Origin of the sequence: Pseudomonas sp. FP2309 (assembly GCF_030687575.1) — a bacterium.
Taxonomy (GTDB): Bacteria; Pseudomonadota; Gammaproteobacteria; order Pseudomonadales; family Pseudomonadaceae; genus Aquipseudomonas.
This window is the reverse complement of the sequence record NZ_CP117439.1, coordinates 520,761-536,135: the sequence shown is the minus strand read 5'-3', so window position 1 is coordinate 536,135 and position 15,375 is coordinate 520,761. Positions and strand designations below refer to the sequence as shown.

At 60.7% G+C, this 15,375-nt stretch carries 10 protein-coding genes; 5 read left to right on the top strand and 5 right to left on the bottom strand.

Annotation, left to right across the window (positions count from 1 at the left end):
* The first annotated feature begins 125 nt into the window (after positions 1–125).
* The 4 genes from aceE to msrA all read left to right on the top strand — a co-directional run bounded on the left by aceE (position 126) and on the right by msrA (position 8,147).
* A complete protein-coding gene (aceE, locus tag PSH59_RS02305) occupies positions 126–2,771 on the top strand; it encodes a pyruvate dehydrogenase (acetyl-transferring), homodimeric type (protein ID WP_248077289.1) in 2,646 nt (881 codons plus the stop codon).
* An 11-nt stretch (positions 2,772–2,782) separates the two neighbouring features.
* Positions 2,783–4,429: a dihydrolipoyllysine-residue acetyltransferase gene (aceF, locus tag PSH59_RS02300; RefSeq protein WP_305394209.1), complete on the top strand. Its 1,647-nt coding sequence runs from the start codon at positions 2,783–2,785 to the stop codon at positions 4,427–4,429.
* Between the two features lie 303 nt (positions 4,430–4,732).
* Positions 4,733–7,426: a bifunctional diguanylate cyclase/phosphodiesterase gene (locus PSH59_RS02295; RefSeq protein ID WP_305394208.1), complete on the top strand. Its 2,694-nt coding sequence runs from the start codon at positions 4,733–4,735 to the stop codon at positions 7,424–7,426.
* Between the two features lie 73 nt (positions 7,427–7,499).
* Complete coding sequence (gene msrA / locus PSH59_RS02290) at positions 7,500–8,147, top strand: peptide-methionine (S)-S-oxide reductase MsrA (RefSeq protein ID WP_248077283.1); 648 nt, start codon at positions 7,500–7,502, stop codon at positions 8,145–8,147.
* 70 nt (positions 8,148–8,217) lie between these two features.
* On the opposite strand, the gene PSH59_RS02285 is transcribed toward msrA, so the two are convergent.
* The gene (locus PSH59_RS02285) at positions 8,218–9,054 is read right to left on the bottom strand and encodes a 23S rRNA (adenine(2030)-N(6))-methyltransferase RlmJ (RefSeq protein ID WP_071482710.1); all 837 of its coding nucleotides are present in this window, start codon (positions 9,052–9,054) and stop codon (positions 8,218–8,220) included.
* Positions 9,055–9,229: 175 nt separating this feature from the next.
* On the opposite strand from PSH59_RS02285, the gene PSH59_RS02280 reads away from it, so the two are divergent.
* Complete coding sequence (locus PSH59_RS02280; RefSeq protein ID WP_305394207.1) at positions 9,230–10,507, top strand: O-acetylhomoserine aminocarboxypropyltransferase/cysteine synthase family protein; 1,278 nt, start codon at positions 9,230–9,232, stop codon at positions 10,505–10,507.
* Here the strand turns inward: PSH59_RS02280 and PSH59_RS02275 are convergent.
* The 4 genes from PSH59_RS02275 to PSH59_RS02260 form a co-directional block, all read right to left on the bottom strand.
* A complete protein-coding gene (locus tag PSH59_RS02275; protein WP_305394206.1) occupies positions 10,493–11,224 on the bottom strand; it encodes a DUF4123 domain-containing protein in 732 nt (243 codons plus the stop codon). The two genes, PSH59_RS02280 and PSH59_RS02275, sit on opposite strands and share 15 nt — an antisense overlap.
* Before the next feature lie 15 nt (positions 11,225–11,239).
* Complete coding sequence (locus tag PSH59_RS02270) at positions 11,240–13,255, bottom strand: type VI secretion system tip protein VgrG (RefSeq protein WP_305394205.1); 2,016 nt, start codon at positions 13,253–13,255, stop codon at positions 11,240–11,242.
* A gap of 202 nt (positions 13,256–13,457) precedes the next feature.
* A complete protein-coding gene (putP, locus tag PSH59_RS02265; RefSeq protein ID WP_248077275.1) occupies positions 13,458–14,942 on the bottom strand; it encodes a sodium/proline symporter PutP in 1,485 nt (494 codons plus the stop codon).
* A gap of 123 nt (positions 14,943–15,065) precedes the next feature.
* On the bottom strand, positions 15,066–15,293 hold the full coding sequence (locus tag PSH59_RS02260; protein ID WP_248077273.1) for a hypothetical protein: 228 nt from the start codon (positions 15,291–15,293) through the stop codon (positions 15,066–15,068).
* Positions 15,294–15,375 lie beyond the last annotated feature (82 nt).

Below are 15,375 nucleotides of genomic sequence, written 5' to 3'. Positions count from 1 at the left end.
TGTAGTAAAACTACAGGACGCCGAAGCAACCTTCGGCCATCCAAGAATTTATGTCGTCTGCCCACAAGGCCAGTCGCAAACTTCAGGCAACCGATTCTGGTAGCCTTTCCGCCCTGGAGCAAGCCATGCAAGACCTCGATCCCGTCGAAACCCAGGAATGGCTGGACGCCCTGGAATCGGTTCTCGACAAAGAAGGCGAAGACCGTGCTCACTACCTGATGACCCGTATGGGCGAACTCGCGACCCGCAGCGGCTCGCAACTGCCCTACGCCATCACCACGCCATACCGCAACACCATCCCCGTTACCCACGAAGCACGCATGCCTGGCGACCTGTTCATGGAACGCCGCATTCGCTCGCTGGTACGTTGGAACGCCATGGCGATGGTAATGCGCACGAACTTGAAAGATTCGGACCTGGGCGGTCACATCTCCAGCTTCGCTTCCAGCGCAACCCTGTATGACATCGGCTTCAACTACTTCTTCCAGGCCCCGACCGACGAACACGGCGGCGACCTGATCTACTTCCAGGGCCACACCTCGCCAGGCGTTTACGCCCGTGCGTTCATGGAAGGTCGCATCAGCGAAGAACAAATGAACAACTTCCGCCAGGAAGTCGACGGTCAGGGCCTGTCGTCCTACCCGCACCCTTGGCTGATGCCTGACTTCTGGCAGTTCCCGACCGTTTCCATGGGTCTGGGCCCGATCCAGGCGATCTACCAGGCACGCTTCATGAAATACCTGGAAGCCCGTGGCTTCATTCCTGAAGGCAAGCAGAAAGTCTGGTGCTTCCTGGGCGACGGCGAGTGCGACGAGCCGGAATCCCTGGGCGCCATCTCCCTGGCCGGCCGCGAGAAGCTGGACAACCTGATCTTCGTCATCAACTGCAACCTGCAGCGCCTCGACGGCCCGGTACGCGGCAACGGCAAGATCATCCAGGAACTCGAAGGCGTGTTCCGCGGTGCTCAGTGGAACGTGACCAAAGTCATCTGGGGCCGCTTCTGGGACCCACTGCTGGCCAAGGACGTCGACGGTATCCTGCAACGTCGCATGGACGCAGTCATCGACGGCGAGTACCAGAACTACAAGGCCAAAGACGGCGCGTTCGTGCGTGAACACTTCTTCAACACGCCTGAACTCAAGGCGATGGTTGCAGACCTGTCCGACGACGAGATCTGGAAACTCAACCGTGGCGGCCACGACCCGTACAAGGTCTACGCGGCTTACCACGAAGCGGTGAACCACAAAGAACAACCGACCGTGATCCTGGCCAAGACCATCAAGGGTTATGGCACCGGTGCCGGCGAAGCGAAGAACACCGCGCACAACACCAAGAAAGTCGACGTCGACAGCCTGAAGTTGTTCCGCGACCGTTTCGACATCCCGGTCAAGGACGAAGAACTGGAGAACCTGCCGTTCTTCAAGCCAGAGCCAAACAGCGCCGAAGCGCGCTACCTGGCCGAGCGCCGCACTGCACTGGGCGGTTTCGTACCCCAGCGCCGCGCCAACAGCTTTGCCGTACCAACCCCGGACCTGAGCACCCTCAAGGCCATTCTGGACGGCTCGGGCGACCGTGAAATCTCCACCACCATGGCCTTCGTGCGGATCCTCGCGCAGCTGGTCAAGGACAAGGACATCGGCCCGCGCATCGTACCGATCATCCCGGACGAAGCCCGCACCTTCGGTATGGAAGGCATGTTCCGTCAGTTGGGCATCTACTCCTCCGTCGGCCAGCTCTACGAGCCAGTCGATAAAGACCAGGTGATGTTCTACAAGGAAGACAAGAAGGGCCAGATTCTCGAAGAAGGCATCAACGAAGCGGGCGCCATGAGCTCCTTCATTGCTGCCGGTACTTCGTACTCCAGCCACAACCAGCCAATGCTGCCGTTCTACATCTTCTACTCGATGTTCGGCTTCCAGCGTATCGGCGACCTGGCTTGGGCAGCAGGCGACAGCCGTACCCGTGGCTTCCTGATCGGCGGCACCGCCGGCCGTACCACGCTGAACGGCGAAGGCCTGCAACACGAAGACGGTCACAGTCACATCCTGGCTGCCACCATCCCGAACTGCCGCACCTTTGATCCAACCTACGGCTACGAGCTGGCGGTGATCATCCAGGACGGCATGAAGAAGATGACCGAAGAGCAGCAGGACGTTTTCTACTACATCACCGTGATGAACGAGTCCTACCAGCAGCCAGCCATGCCGGCCGGCGTGGAAGAAGGCATCATCAAGGGCATGTACCTGCTCGAAGAAGACACCAAGGAAGCAGCGCATCACGTGCAACTGATGGGCTCCGGCACCATCCTGCGTGAAGTGCGCGAAGCGGCGAAGATCCTGCGTGACGAGTTCAACGTCGGCGCCGACGTGTGGAGCGTGACCAGCTTCAACGAACTGCGTCGCGACGGCCTGGCCGTGGAGCGCAGCAACCGCCTGCACCCTGGCCAGAAGCCAGCCAAGAGCTACGTCGAAGAGTGCCTGGCCGGCCGTAAAGGTCCAGTCATTGCCTCTACCGACTACATGAAACTGTTTGCTGAACAAATTCGCCAGTGGGTCCCGTCCAAGGAATTCAAAGTCCTGGGCACCGACGGTTTCGGCCGCAGTGACAGCCGTAAGAAGCTGCGTCACTTCTTCGAAGTCGACCGTCACTTCGTGGTGTTGGCAGCCCTGGAAGCCTTGGCTGACCGTGGTGAGATCGAACCCAAGGTGGTGGCCGACGCCATCGTCAAGTTCGGGATCAACCCGGAAAAACGCAACCCACTGGACTGCTGAGGAGATTTTTTGTGAGCGAACTCATTCGCGTACCTGACATCGGCAGCGGTGAAGGTGAAGTAATCGAGCTGTTTGTGAAGGTCGGCGACAAAGTCGAAGCCGACCAGAGCATCCTGACCCTGGAGTCGGACAAGGCGAGCATGGAAATCCCTGCTCCCAAGGCCGGCGTGGTCAAGAGCCTGAAAGTGAAGCTGGGCGACCGCCTGAAAGAAGGCGACGAACTGCTGGAGCTGGAAATCGAAGGTGCCGCTGATGCGGCCCCTGCGGCTGCGCCTGCTGCCGCTGCCGCACCTGCGCCTGCCGCTGAAAAGCCTGCCGCCGCTGCCGAGGCGCCTGCCGCCCCAGCCGCTGCACCCGCCGCCGCTTCTGTGCAGGACATTCATGTTCCGGACATCGGTTCGTCGGGCAAGGCCAAGATCATCGAGCTGCTGGTCAAGGTCGGCGACACCGTCGAAGCCGATCAGTCGCTGATCACCCTGGAGTCCGACAAGGCCTCCATGGAAATCCCTTCGCCGGCTGCCGGTGTGGTGGAAAGCATCGCAGTCAAACTGGAAGACGAAGTCGGCACCGGTGACTTCATCCTCAAGCTGAAAGTGCAAGGCGCTGCGCCTGCTGCTCCCGCACCGGCTGCCGCGCCTGCTGCACAAGCAGAAACTGCTCCGGCCGCTGCCGCCCCGGCACCGGCTGCAAAAGCCGAACCTGCTGCCGCCCCTGCGGCTGCCGCACCGGCGCCAAGCGGGGCCAAGGTTCACGCAGGCCCGGCCGTGCGTCAGCTGGCCCGTGAATTCGGCGTCGAACTCAGCGCTGTGTCGGCCACCGGCCCGCACGGTCGCGTGCTGAAGGAAGACGTGCAGGCGTACGTCAAAGCCATGATGCAGAAAGCCAAGGAAGCTCCGGCGTCCGGCGCTGCAACGGGCGGCTCGGGCATTCCGCCGATTCGTACCGTGGACTTCAGCCGCTTCGGCGAAACCGAAGAAGTGCCGATGACCCGCCTGATGCAAATCGGCGCGGCAGGTCTGCACGCCAGCTGGCTGAACATCCCGCACGTGACTCAGTTCGACCAGGCCGACATCACCGACCTGGAAGCTTTCCGCGTTGCGCAGAAAGCCGTGGCCGAGAAGGCCGGCGTGAAGCTGACCGTGCTGCCACTGCTGCTCAAAGCCTGTGCGCACCTGCTCAAGGAACTGCCGGACTTCAACAGTTCGCTGGCGCCAAGCGGTAAAGCGATCATTCGCAAGAAGTACGTGCACATCGGCTTTGCGGTCGATACCCCGGACGGCCTGCTGGTACCGGTCATCAAGAATGTCGACCAGAAGAGCCTGCTGCAACTGGCTGCCGAAGCAGCTGCACTGGCGGCCAAGGCCCGCGACAAGAAGCTCACCCCGGACGACATGCAGGGCGCTTGCTTCACCATCTCCAGCCTCGGGCACATTGGCGGTACAGGCTTCACGCCAATCGTCAACGCGCCGGAAGTGGCGATCCTGGGTGTCTCCAAGGCCACCATCCAGCCAGTCTGGGACGGTAAAGCGTTCCAGCCGAAGCTGATGCTGCCGCTGTCGCTGTCCTACGATCACCGAGTGATCAACGGCGCGGCCGCTGCACGCTTTACCCAGCGTCTGAGCCAGTTGCTGAACGACATTCGCACCATCTTGCTGTAAGCCAGAGCAGGTCTCCCCTTCACCGGGGAGGCCTGGCTCAACCGATTTCCGAGCGCCACGCTCGTACCTCAACCCCGTCAATTTGGCGGGGCTTTTTTTGCTTTTCTGTACATATAGGACAGGTTTGTACACCTTCTGTCAGCGCACCTACAGAAATCCCTCGTGCTGCCGATAACACCCTTATAGCACTTAGCCTTCATCCTCTCTTGTCAGTCTGTGCTGCATGATGCAACCTTGCCGCAGGCAACAGAAAAGAGGGCGCGAGCCCGGCGCCGTGTGCGTTATTTCAAGTGAGTTCCCCCCATGAAAAGCCAACCCGATGTCGCCCGAATGGCGGCCGAGGTAGTGACGCAGTTACCGGTGCCTTCGCGCCTCGGTATGCTGCGTTTCGAGCGGCTTAATGAGGCAAGCTGGTCCCTGCTTTACCTCGACCCCAACTGCGAGCGCCAATTCGGCCTGCCGGCGGTCGAGCTGTGCGCCTTGCTCGGCACCCCCTATGCCAGCCTGATGGAACCCCAGGCGCGTTATCAACTGCACGACACCATCCAGCAGCAACTGACCCAGAGCCCTCATTACCTGGTGCGCTATACCCTGCACACCAGCGACGGCCCCCTGAGCCTGCTGGAAATGGGCGAGGCCTACAAACAACACAATCGCCATCTGCTGCGGGGCTACCTGATGGTGGTGGATGGCCTGTTCAGCGAAATCGCGCCCACCGCGCCAACGGCAGACCTGGAGAACCAGAACAGTCGCCTGCAAATCGCCCTGGAGCTCAACCAGCGCGCGCAGCAGGAACAGCTGCAGCACCTGGAGCGGGTGAGCGCCCAACAGGCGTTGATCCTGCTGCTGGCCCGCCAACGCTACACCGCCAATAACTCATTGCAAGAAGCGGCCGAGCTGATTACCCGCAGTGCCTGCGACATCTACCAACTCGACTGCGCCAGCATCTGGAACCTCGAAGGCCAGCGCCTGGTGCCAATCTCGGCCTATCACCGCGGCGACCAGAAGCACTATCTGCCCGACCCCATCGATGCCAGTTGTTTCCCGGATTACCTGGAAGCCTTGCACACCAGCCGTGCCATCGACGCCAACAATGCCATGCGCGATCCGCGCACCCGCGAAATGGCCGAGAATCTGCGCGCCAAAGATATCCATGCCATGCTCGATGCGAGTATCCGCGTCGATGGCCAAGTGGTCGGCGTGCTCTGTCTGGAGCAGGGCGGCAGCTCGCGCGTGTGGCAGGCCGACGAGATCGCCTTTGCCGGTGAGCTGGCAGACCAGTTCGCGCAAGTGATCAACAATCACAACCGCCGTACCGCCACCAACGCCCTGCATCTGTTTCAGCGCGCGGTGGAGCAAAGCGCCAACGCCTTTTTGCTGGTCAATTGCGACGGCGTGGTGGAGTACGTCAACCCCAGCTTTACCGCGATCACCCAGTACAGCGCCGAAGAGGTCCACGGTCATCGCCTGGCGCAATTACCGGCACTGGAGAACCTCAGCGAATTGCTCTTTGACGCGCCGTCGAGCCTGGCCAAGAGCAACAGTTGGCAGGGCGAATTCAAAAGCCGGCGCAAAAACCTCGAACCCTATTGGGGCCAGTTGTCGATCTCCAAGGTGTACGGCGACAACCGTGAACTGACGCACTACATCGGCATCTACGAAGACATCACCCAGACCAAGCTGGCGCAGCAGCGCATCGAGCGCCTGGCCTACACCGACAACCTGACCAATCTGGGCAACCGTCCGGCGTTTATCCGCAACCTCGACGAACGCTTTGCCCGCGACAGCGACAGCCCGATCAGCCTGCTGCTGGTGGACATCGACAATTTCAAGCGCATCAACGACAGCCTCGGCCACCAGACCGGCGACAAACTGCTGATCAGCCTGGCGCGGCGCCTGCGCAACAGCCTCAGTGCCGGCGGTAGCCTGGCGCGCTTTGCCAGTAACGAATTTGCGGTGTTGCTCGACGACACCGATCTGGAGAGCGGCCAACAGGTCGCCAGCCAACTGCTTGCAACGCTCGACAAGCCGATGTTCGTCGACAACCAGTTGATCAGCGTCACAGGCTCCGTGGGCCTGGCCTGCGCGCCCCTGCATGGTCGCGACCCGCAAACCCTGATGCGCAACGCCGGCCTTGCGCTGCATAAAGCCAAGGCCAACGGCAAACACCAGGTGCAGGTATTCACCGAAGCGCTCAACGCCGAAGCCAGCTACAAGCTGTTCGTGGAAAACAACCTGCGCCGCGCCCTGACCCAGAACGAACTGGATGTGTTCTACCAACCCAAGCTGTGCCTGCGGAGCGGGCGCTTGCTGGGCATGGAAGCGCTGTTGCGCTGGAACCATCCGGAAAAGGGCATGATCCGCCCCGATCAGTTCATCAGCGTGGCCGAAGAGACCGGGCTGATCATCCCCATCGGCAAATGGATTGCACGCCAGGCCTGCCGTATGAGCAAACAACTGAGCGCGGCCGGCATGGGCAACCTGCAGGTGGCCATCAACCTGTCGCCCAAGCAGTTCTCCGACCCGGACCTGGTGGCCTCGATCGCCACCATCCTCAAGGAAGAGCAGTTGCCGGCCAACCTGCTCGAACTGGAGCTGACCGAAGGCCTGCTGCTGGAAGCCACTGAAGACACGCGCCTGCAACTGGACCAGCTCAAGAGCTTCGGCCTGACGCTGGCCATGGACGACTTCGGCACCGGCTACTCGTCGCTGAGCTACCTGAAAAAATTCCCCATCGACATCATCAAGATCGATCGCAGCTTTATCCACGAGATCCCGGACAATCAGGACGACATGGAAATCACCTCGGCCGTGATCGCCATGGCCCACAACCTCAAGCTCAAGGTGGTGGCCGAAGGCATCGAGACCGCAGAGCAACTGGCGTTCCTGCGCCGGCACCGTTGCGACGTGGGTCAGGGCTACCTGTTCGACCGACCAATCCCCGGTGCAGAGCTGTTGACGATGCTCAAACGCTACCCGCGTGGGCCGATCGCCTGACATCCGCGTATCACTCGGGCACACTGGCTGTCTGAATCTTTACCGCTAACTCAACCTGACGAGAGGACTGTTCATGGTCTTGCGCTCGGAAATTCTGGTGAACAAAAACGTGCTGCCTACTCAAGAACAAGCGTTGCCGGGTCGTGAAACCCCTATGACCCTGCCAGAGACACACTTCGTCAACGGCAACCCCCTGCTGGGGCCGTTCCTCGACGACGTCGGCTTCGCGATCTTCGGCCTGGGTTGCTTCTGGGGTGCGGAGCGCAAGTTCTGGCAGCGCGATGGCGTGGTCAGCACAGTGGTCGGTTACGCCGGCGGTTTCACGCCGAACCCGACGTACGAAGAAGTCTGCTCGGGCCTGACCGGCCACAGCGAAGTGGTGCTGGTGGTGTATGACCAGGCCAAGGTGAAATACGAAGACCTGCTGAAGATGTTCTGGGAATTGCACAACCCGACCCAGGGCATGCGCCAGGGCAACGACATCGGCACCCAATACCGTTCGGTGATTTATGCCACCACGCCTGAGCAATTGGACGCGGCGAAGGCCAGTGCCGAGGCGTATCAGCAAGCGCTGAACAAGGCTGACCTGGGCACGATCACCACTGAAATCGCAGAAGCCCCGACGGTGTACTTCGCCGAGGCGTATCACCAGCAGTACCTGGCAAAGAACCCGCAGGGCTACTGCGGGATCGGTGGTACCGGCGTGACGTGTCCGATCTGAGGATCGGAGCTTTGAGTTTCAAGCTGCAAGTAAGCGCTGGAACGCTTTTCTTGCAGCTTGTAGCTTGCAACTACTCAGCAATGAGCCAATCCATCTGCCACCCGCCCTGGGTCTGACCAAGCTTCTTGGACAGCCACGGCAGCAACTCGCGCAACTCTTCCTCCAAGCCCCACGGCGGGTTGGCAATCGCCAGGCCCGAGCCAGTCAGGGTATTGGGCGTGTCCAACGGATGCACCAGCAGTTCCACGCGTAACAGTTTCGGCGCGCCGGTACCGGCCAGGTCCTGATAGAAGCGACGCAGCATGCGCTGATCTTTTACCGGGTACCAAATGGCCGCAACGGTCTGGCGCATGCGGCTGACCGCTTCCTTTAGGGAGGCGGCACAGCGCTGCATTTCATCGAGCTTTTCGAACGGCGGGTCGATCAGCATCAAGGCGCGTTTTTCCGGCACTGGCAGCAGGGCACGCGGTACATGCCAGCCTTCGCCCAAGTGCACCTTGACCCGACGGTCCCCCTTCATATTGTCCTTGAGCAACACGCCGTCTTCCGGGTGTTTCTCATTAAGCAACACGCGGTCCTGCGGACGTGTGAGGCGCCGGGCCAGTTCCGGTGAGCCGGGGTAGTAACGCAGCTGGCCATCCGGATTCATCTCATGCAGCACGCGCATGTAATCGGCGGTCAATGGCGGCAGATCGTTTTCGCCCCACAGGCGCGCAATGCCCTCCAGGTACTCACCGGTGCGGTTGGCCTGGTCGCCTTGCAGGTCGTACAAACCGATCCCGGCATGGGTGTCGAGGTAGGCGAACGGCTGCTCCTTGCGCGACATCAGGGCGATGAGGCGGGTCAAGGTCAGGTGTTTGAAGACATCGGCGTGGTTGCCGGCGTGAAAGGCGTGACGATAATTCATGGTTGCTCCTGCGCAGGGGGCGAAGTTTACCTTCTACACAGGCAAAGGTGCAGGGCTGCGTGTCGGGTGCTGCTTATGCCGTAAACGCAGGACGCAGGCTGAAAAAAATCTAAATGCTGACGCCAGGGCGGATTTATTGTGGCGGTCCACATCTCCAGGGAGGTCAATAACAATCATGAAAGACGCCACCATCGCGCTGCACCACGGCTTCAAGTCGGATCCAACCACCAAAGCCGTCGCGGTGCCGATCTACCAGAACGTCGCCTTCGAATTCGATAATGCCCAGCACGGCGCCGACCTGTTTAACCTTGACGTGCCCGGCAATATCTACACGCGCATCATGAACCCCACCAACGATGTGCTGGAGCAACGCCTGGCCGCCCTCGAAGGCGGGATTGCGGCCCTGGCCGTATCGGCCGGCAGCGCGGCGATCCACTACGCGATCCAGACCCTCACCCGCGCCGGCGACAACATCGTCACCACCCCGCAACTCTATGGCGGCACCTACACGCTGTTCGCACATTTGCTGCCGAGCTTTGGTGTCGATGTGCGCTTTGCCCGGGACGACTCTGCCGCCGCCATTGACGAGCTGATCGACGGGAACACCAAGCTGGTTTACTGCGAAAGCATCGGCAATCCGGCAGGCAACATCATCGACATCCAGGCCCTGGCGGACGTCGCCCATGCCCATGGCGTGCCACTGATGGTGGACAACACCGTGGCCACACCGATCCTGTGCAAACCGATCCAGTTCGGCGCCGACATCGTTGTGCATTCGGTCACTAAATACATCGGCGGCCATGGCAACTCCCTGGGCGGTGTGATCGTCGACAGCGGCACCTTCCCCTGGACCCAACACCCGGAGAAATTCCCCGGCCTCAACAATCCTGAGCCGGCCTATCACGGCGTGGTCTACACCGAAAAATTCGGCCCCGCCGCCTTCATCGCCCGCGCCCGTACCGTGCCGCTGCGCAACACCGGCGCAGCGCTGGCACCGATGAACGCCTTCCTGCTGCTGCAAGGCCTGGAAACCCTGGCTTTGCGCATGGAACGCCACACCGAAAACGCCCTGAAAGTCGCGCAGTTTCTACAACGTCATGCCGAGGTGGAATGGGTCAGCTACGCCGGGCTTGCAGACCATCCGCATCACGCCTTGGCGCATAAATACATGGGAGGCAAACCGTCAGCCATCCTGTCATTTGGCTTGAAGGGCGGCTACGAGGCCGGTGTGCGCTTCTACGACGCGCTGCAAATCTTCAAGCGTCTGGTGAACATCGGCGACGCCAAGTCCCTGGCCTGCCACCCCGCGTCCACCACCCATCGGCAGATGAACGAGCAGGAGCAGGCCAAAGCCGGCGTGAAGCCGGAGATGATCCGGCTCTCAGTAGGCATCGAGGCGATTGAGGACCTCATCGACGATTTGCAACAGGCGCTAGGCTCAACTGAGCTCTGAGGTCAGGTAATCGGTCAGCGCTTCATGGCTGACGTCCGCCCCACGGGCGAAATAGGCGACCTTGTGCCGCAAGGTCGCCGGCGAGAACGCAGCGTGGAGATCCGGGCGCTGTTCTTCGAGCCACTGCAGCAGATTTTCGATCAAGGTTTGCGGTGATTGCTCGGCGAGGTGTGTCAGCAGCGGAGCAGGCACTCGCCACCAGGGGCTCGCTTTGGCGGTCGCGACCGGCGTGGTCGCCACCGTGAGCGGCTGAGCATTGATCAGGTAACGCTGGAACACCGGCAATACAGCCCCCGCCTCGCCCCCCAGTTTCTGCACCATTGGCAGAAACTGAGCGCCATCCCAGAAGCGCAAAAACACAGCCTGCCCATCAGGGAGCAGCACCTTGGTCATGCCTTGCAGGTGAGCAACCACGGTATCCAGCGGGCTGGAAGATACCGCCAGCCAGCCCCAGTCCGTGCACTCAGTAGCTGCCACCCAATCGAGAAATCCGTTGCCGGCCTCAACGATGCCCACGTAAGGCATGACCTCATCCCACTCTGCATAAGCCGTCTGCGCCCAGACCGAACGGAGTGTCGTTGTCGTTGACGTCGCCGCGGCTTGCCATGCGGCAAGCGCTCCAGCGTCGCTGGCACTGCTCAGCACCACAAACAGTTGCTCGTCGGGAAGCAGAGGCGATTGTGCGAACCAGGCGCTGGGGGTCATGGGTTGAGGCATCAAAGTAAATTCCTTTTACGGTTGACTGGAATGGGGGGCATGGCACTGCCCGTTTTTACAGCGCTCACATTCTTCGCAGAACGGCGCGCTGCGCTTGAGGCTGGCGACTTGCACCAGACTCAATGGCGCGGGGATAACCGCCAGCAGTTTCTCCTTCACACCGGGCACCAGCACAGGCGCCACAGGTGCAGGGGCGCCCCCCAATTGAATCGGTACGCTGCTGAAAATACCTGCCGCCGACAGTGTGATCGACTGCCCGCCAGCCTGGATCGTTACGCTGGCGCCCGCGTCGACAACGATGCTTTGCCCCGCGCCAATTTGAATGGTCCGTCCAGCCCGCATCTGTTGCGAACCACCCACCATCAAGTGATCGTCCCTCTTGAGCTCGGTCAGGCGATTGCCGTGAGTGATGCGCTGTTCTTCGCCCTGCAGCTCATGGTGCGACGCACCGCCGACCCTCACGCTACGCCTGTTGTCGACCTGCACCTGCTGATCATGCAATACATGCTGGGTCCAATCGCGCTGGGCGCGCAGGTAGATCTCTTCGGCGCCCTTGCGGTCCTCGATACGCAACTCGTTATAGCCGCCGCCACCGGGGCTGCTCCGGCTGCGCAAGATACTGCGGGTCTTGTCCGCCGGCAGGTCGAGGGGCACCGGGGTCGCCGCATTGGGCAGGCAAGCCATCACCAGCGGCATGTCCATGTCACCGTTCACGAACCCCACCAGCACTTCCATACCAACCCTGGGGATCAGCACCGAGCCATAGCGGTCGTGGGCCCAACCACTGGCCACCCGCAACCAGCAACTGGAATGATCGTTGCGTTCGCCGGTGCGGTCCCAGGCCAGTTGCACCTTGACCCGACCGTACTCGTCGCAATGAATTTCGCTGTCGGCAGGGCCGGTCACCACCGCGTTTTGATAACCCGAGAGCCTCGGACGCGACTGCTCTGGCAAGGGCGGCCGGAAGATCACATCCCACGGCGCCGCGATAAATTCGTTGCGATAACCCTGACGAAAATCGCCACCAGCAACGTCGGTGACAGCCTCTTCCAGCACCTGGGGCTGCCTGCCCTCGTGAGTCACGCGGGTCACCAGCCACAAATCGTTCCACTGCTCACGCGGATGCCCACTCAACCTGAGAAACCGGCCACTGCCCACGGCAGGCTGATCGCTCTCGCCGCGGGCGGTCTGATAGTCACTGCGGTGCCGCTCCAAACCCCGTTGAGCAACGTATTTGCCGTACGAGCGATCGCAAAAGTGACCGGGATATACCTGCTCCTTGAGCGCGGGCGCCTGTTCGCCGCCCGCACCAGCTTCCAGCTCCAGGCCTGGCTTGCGCCAATCGTAATCGCGCGCGCTCACTCCCGTGGCACGGGTCGCCAATTGCACGGCGAAGCGCTTGATCGCCGGGCCCTGGGCGACCATTCCGGAGCCTGGCATGTAGGGCGTGGGTTGATCCGCTTGGGCGAATACGGTCTGGTCATCGCCAAACACCAGCACATGCCCCTCGGGCGAATGTTGAAAGTGGTAATGAACCCCCAGCTCGGCACACAGGCGCTGAATGAACGCCAGATCGGTCTCGCCAAACTGCACGCAATACTCGCGCTCCGGGTAATTGCCGCTCAGGCGAAATTCGAACTGATCACTCTGGATACCCTGCCCCGCCAGCACCCGCGCAATAATCTGCGGCACCGTTTTGTGCTGGAAAATCCGCTGATGGCTGCTGTGCTGCAAGTACGCCAGCTGCGGCACAAGCGTGAGCTGATAGCGCGTCAGTCGACGCCCTGAATCAGCTTGCGCCATGCGGTAGACCAGGCCATCGACGCCATGCCCCTGATCGTCGAAACCCAGGTACACCTGGCGATGCAGCAGGCTTTCAAGGTCAAGATCTGGCTGCTCTGCGACCAGCTCGAGGTCAAAAGAGTAGGGCTGGCTGAGCGCCTCGGTACCGGTGAAGCGGTAGACCTTGAGGTCACTGGCAACCCCATCGAGGTTCAGGGTAAAGGCACTTTGATTGGCAGGAGCGAACATCCGGTGTTTCTCTGCAGGGGGTGGGCGGCGGATTCTGCACCAGGGTTCAGCGTTGCTGGACGCGCCCCAAACAAATCAGTAAAGCCCTACACGCGGATGTCTGAATCTTCCTCAAGCCGCCGCAAATAACACGCAAAAAAAAACCCGCCATCCGTAGGACGCGGGCCTTTTTCAACTCAGCAGGCGCTTAGCGCCCGGCGAATTACTTATTGAGGTTGTAGTCTTTTTCCGCAGCATCAAAGCGCTCGACCATACCGGCCGTAGGTGCGCCCATCTTGCTCACGAAGTAGATCGCCAGGCTGGCGAAGATGAAGCCTGGGATGATTTCGTACAGACCCAACAGCGAGAAGTGCTTCCACACGATCACGGTGGTTGCACCGACCAGGATGCCGGCCAGTGCGCCGTTGCGGGTCATGTGCTTCCAGATCACCGAGATCAGTACCACAGGCCCGAACGCCGCGCCGAAACCGGCCCAGGCGTAGCTGACCAGACCCAACACGCGGTTTTCCGGGTTGGCGGCCATGGCGATGGCAATCAATGCCACCAACAGCACCATGGCACGGCCGACCCAGACCAGCTCAACCTGGGAAGCGTTCTTGCGCAGGAAGGTTTTGTAGAAGTCTTCGGTCAGGGCGCTGGAGCACACCAACAGTTGGCAGCTCAGAGTGCTCATGACGGCTGCGAGAATGGCAGACAGCAGAACCCCGGCAACCCATGGGTTGAACAGGATTTTTGCCAGTTCGATAAACACGCGCTCCGGGTTCTCGGTCACAGGACCTGCCAGTTCCGGGTGCGCCGAGAAGTAGGCAATACCGAAGAAGCCCACGGCCACGGTGCCGCCCAGGCACAGAATCATCCAGGTCATGGAGATGCGACGCGCCTTGGCGATCGACTTCACCGAATCCGCCGCCATGAAACGCGCGAGGATATGGGGTTGGCCGAAGTAGCCCAGGCCCCAGCCCATCAGCGAAATCACGCCGATGAAAGTGGTGTTTTTGAGCATGTCGAAGTTGGTCGGGTCCTTGGCTTCAATGGCCAGGAAAGTCGTGTCGACGCCACCGGTGGCCAACAGCACGATGATCGGCGTGAGAATCAAGGCGAAGATCATCAGCGTGGCTTGCACGGTGTCGGTCCAGCTCACGGCCAGGAAACCACCGATAAAGGTGTAGGCAATCGTCGCCGCAGCACCGGCCCACAGCGCAGTCTCGTAGGACATGCCGAAGGTGCTTTCGAACAAGCGGGCGCCGGCCACGATGCCGGAGGCGCAGTAGATGGTGAAGAACACCAGGATCACGACCGCAGAGATGATCCGCAGCAGGCCGCTTTTATCTTCGAAACGGCTGGAAAAGTAATCCGGCAGCGTCAGGGCGTCGCCGTTGTGTTCGGTCTGCACCCGCAGGCGACCGGCCACGAACAACCAGTTGAGGTACGCACCGACGATCAGGCCGATGGCGATCCAGCTTTCCGACAGGCCGGACATGTAGATCGCGCCCGGCAAACCCATCAACAACCAGCCGCTCATGTCGGAAGCGCCGGCGGACAATGCAGTCACCACGCTACCGAGGCTGCGACCGCCCAGGATGTAATCGGAAAGGTTGTTGGTGGAGCGATAGGCCATCAAGCCGATCAGCACCATTGCTGCGATGTAGATCACGAACGTGATCAAGGTTGGATTACTTACGCTCATAAGAGTGACGCCCTGGCTTTGTTTTTATGTAGCGGCGGTCTGTCAGACGGCCACCCACTGGATCAGTGAGTAAACGTAGCTGTGTGCCGCGCATTTATGACTGACGTTTCCCCAGGAAAGCCGTCAGCCGATGAACCCCGCTTTCACGTTGGTTGCACCTTGGTCGCGAATGCTATTCAACAAAGCAAATAAGGTGCAACCAGTTTCTTGGGAATAAGTTGCACCCAAGCGTAAATTCCGCCAAACACCGCTTTTTTGCTCCTTTTCGGAGCAAGAACAGCAGATCTCAGAAGCAAACGCACCAAGAGAAAGCGCTATCCGCTGAAGGCTCAATTTTTTCGCGGCATCCATCGAAAATTTCATGGATAAAAAGGGTTGCACCCGGTTGCACCTCCTCATGAGCGCGGCTAATCTTGCCGCCAGCTAATGCCAC

Excerpts from the sequence above, each read along its gene's own strand:
- aceE (WP_248077289.1), top strand. The coding sequence starts at position 126 with ATGCAAGACCTCGATCCCGTCGAAACCCAGGAATGGCTGGACGCCCTG.
- PSH59_RS02295 (WP_305394208.1), top strand. The coding sequence starts at position 4,733 with ATGAAAAGCCAACCCGATGTCGCCCGAATGGCGGCCGAGGTAGTGACG.
- msrA (WP_248077283.1), top strand. The coding sequence starts at position 7,500 with ATGGTCTTGCGCTCGGAAATTCTGGTGAACAAAAACGTGCTGCCTACT.
- PSH59_RS02285 (WP_071482710.1), bottom strand. The coding sequence starts at position 9,054 with ATGAATTATCGTCACGCCTTTCACGCCGGCAACCACGCCGATGTCTTC.
- PSH59_RS02280 (WP_305394207.1), top strand. The coding sequence starts at position 9,230 with ATGAAAGACGCCACCATCGCGCTGCACCACGGCTTCAAGTCGGATCCA.
- PSH59_RS02275 (WP_305394206.1), bottom strand. The coding sequence starts at position 11,224 with ATGCCTCAACCCATGACCCCCAGCGCCTGGTTCGCACAATCGCCTCTG.
- PSH59_RS02270 (WP_305394205.1), bottom strand. The coding sequence starts at position 13,255 with ATGTTCGCTCCTGCCAATCAAAGTGCCTTTACCCTGAACCTCGATGGG.
- putP (WP_248077275.1), bottom strand. The coding sequence starts at position 14,942 with ATGAGCGTAAGTAATCCAACCTTGATCACGTTCGTGATCTACATCGCA.
- PSH59_RS02260 (WP_248077273.1), bottom strand. The coding sequence starts at position 15,293 with ATGGATGCCGCGAAAAAATTGAGCCTTCAGCGGATAGCGCTTTCTCTT.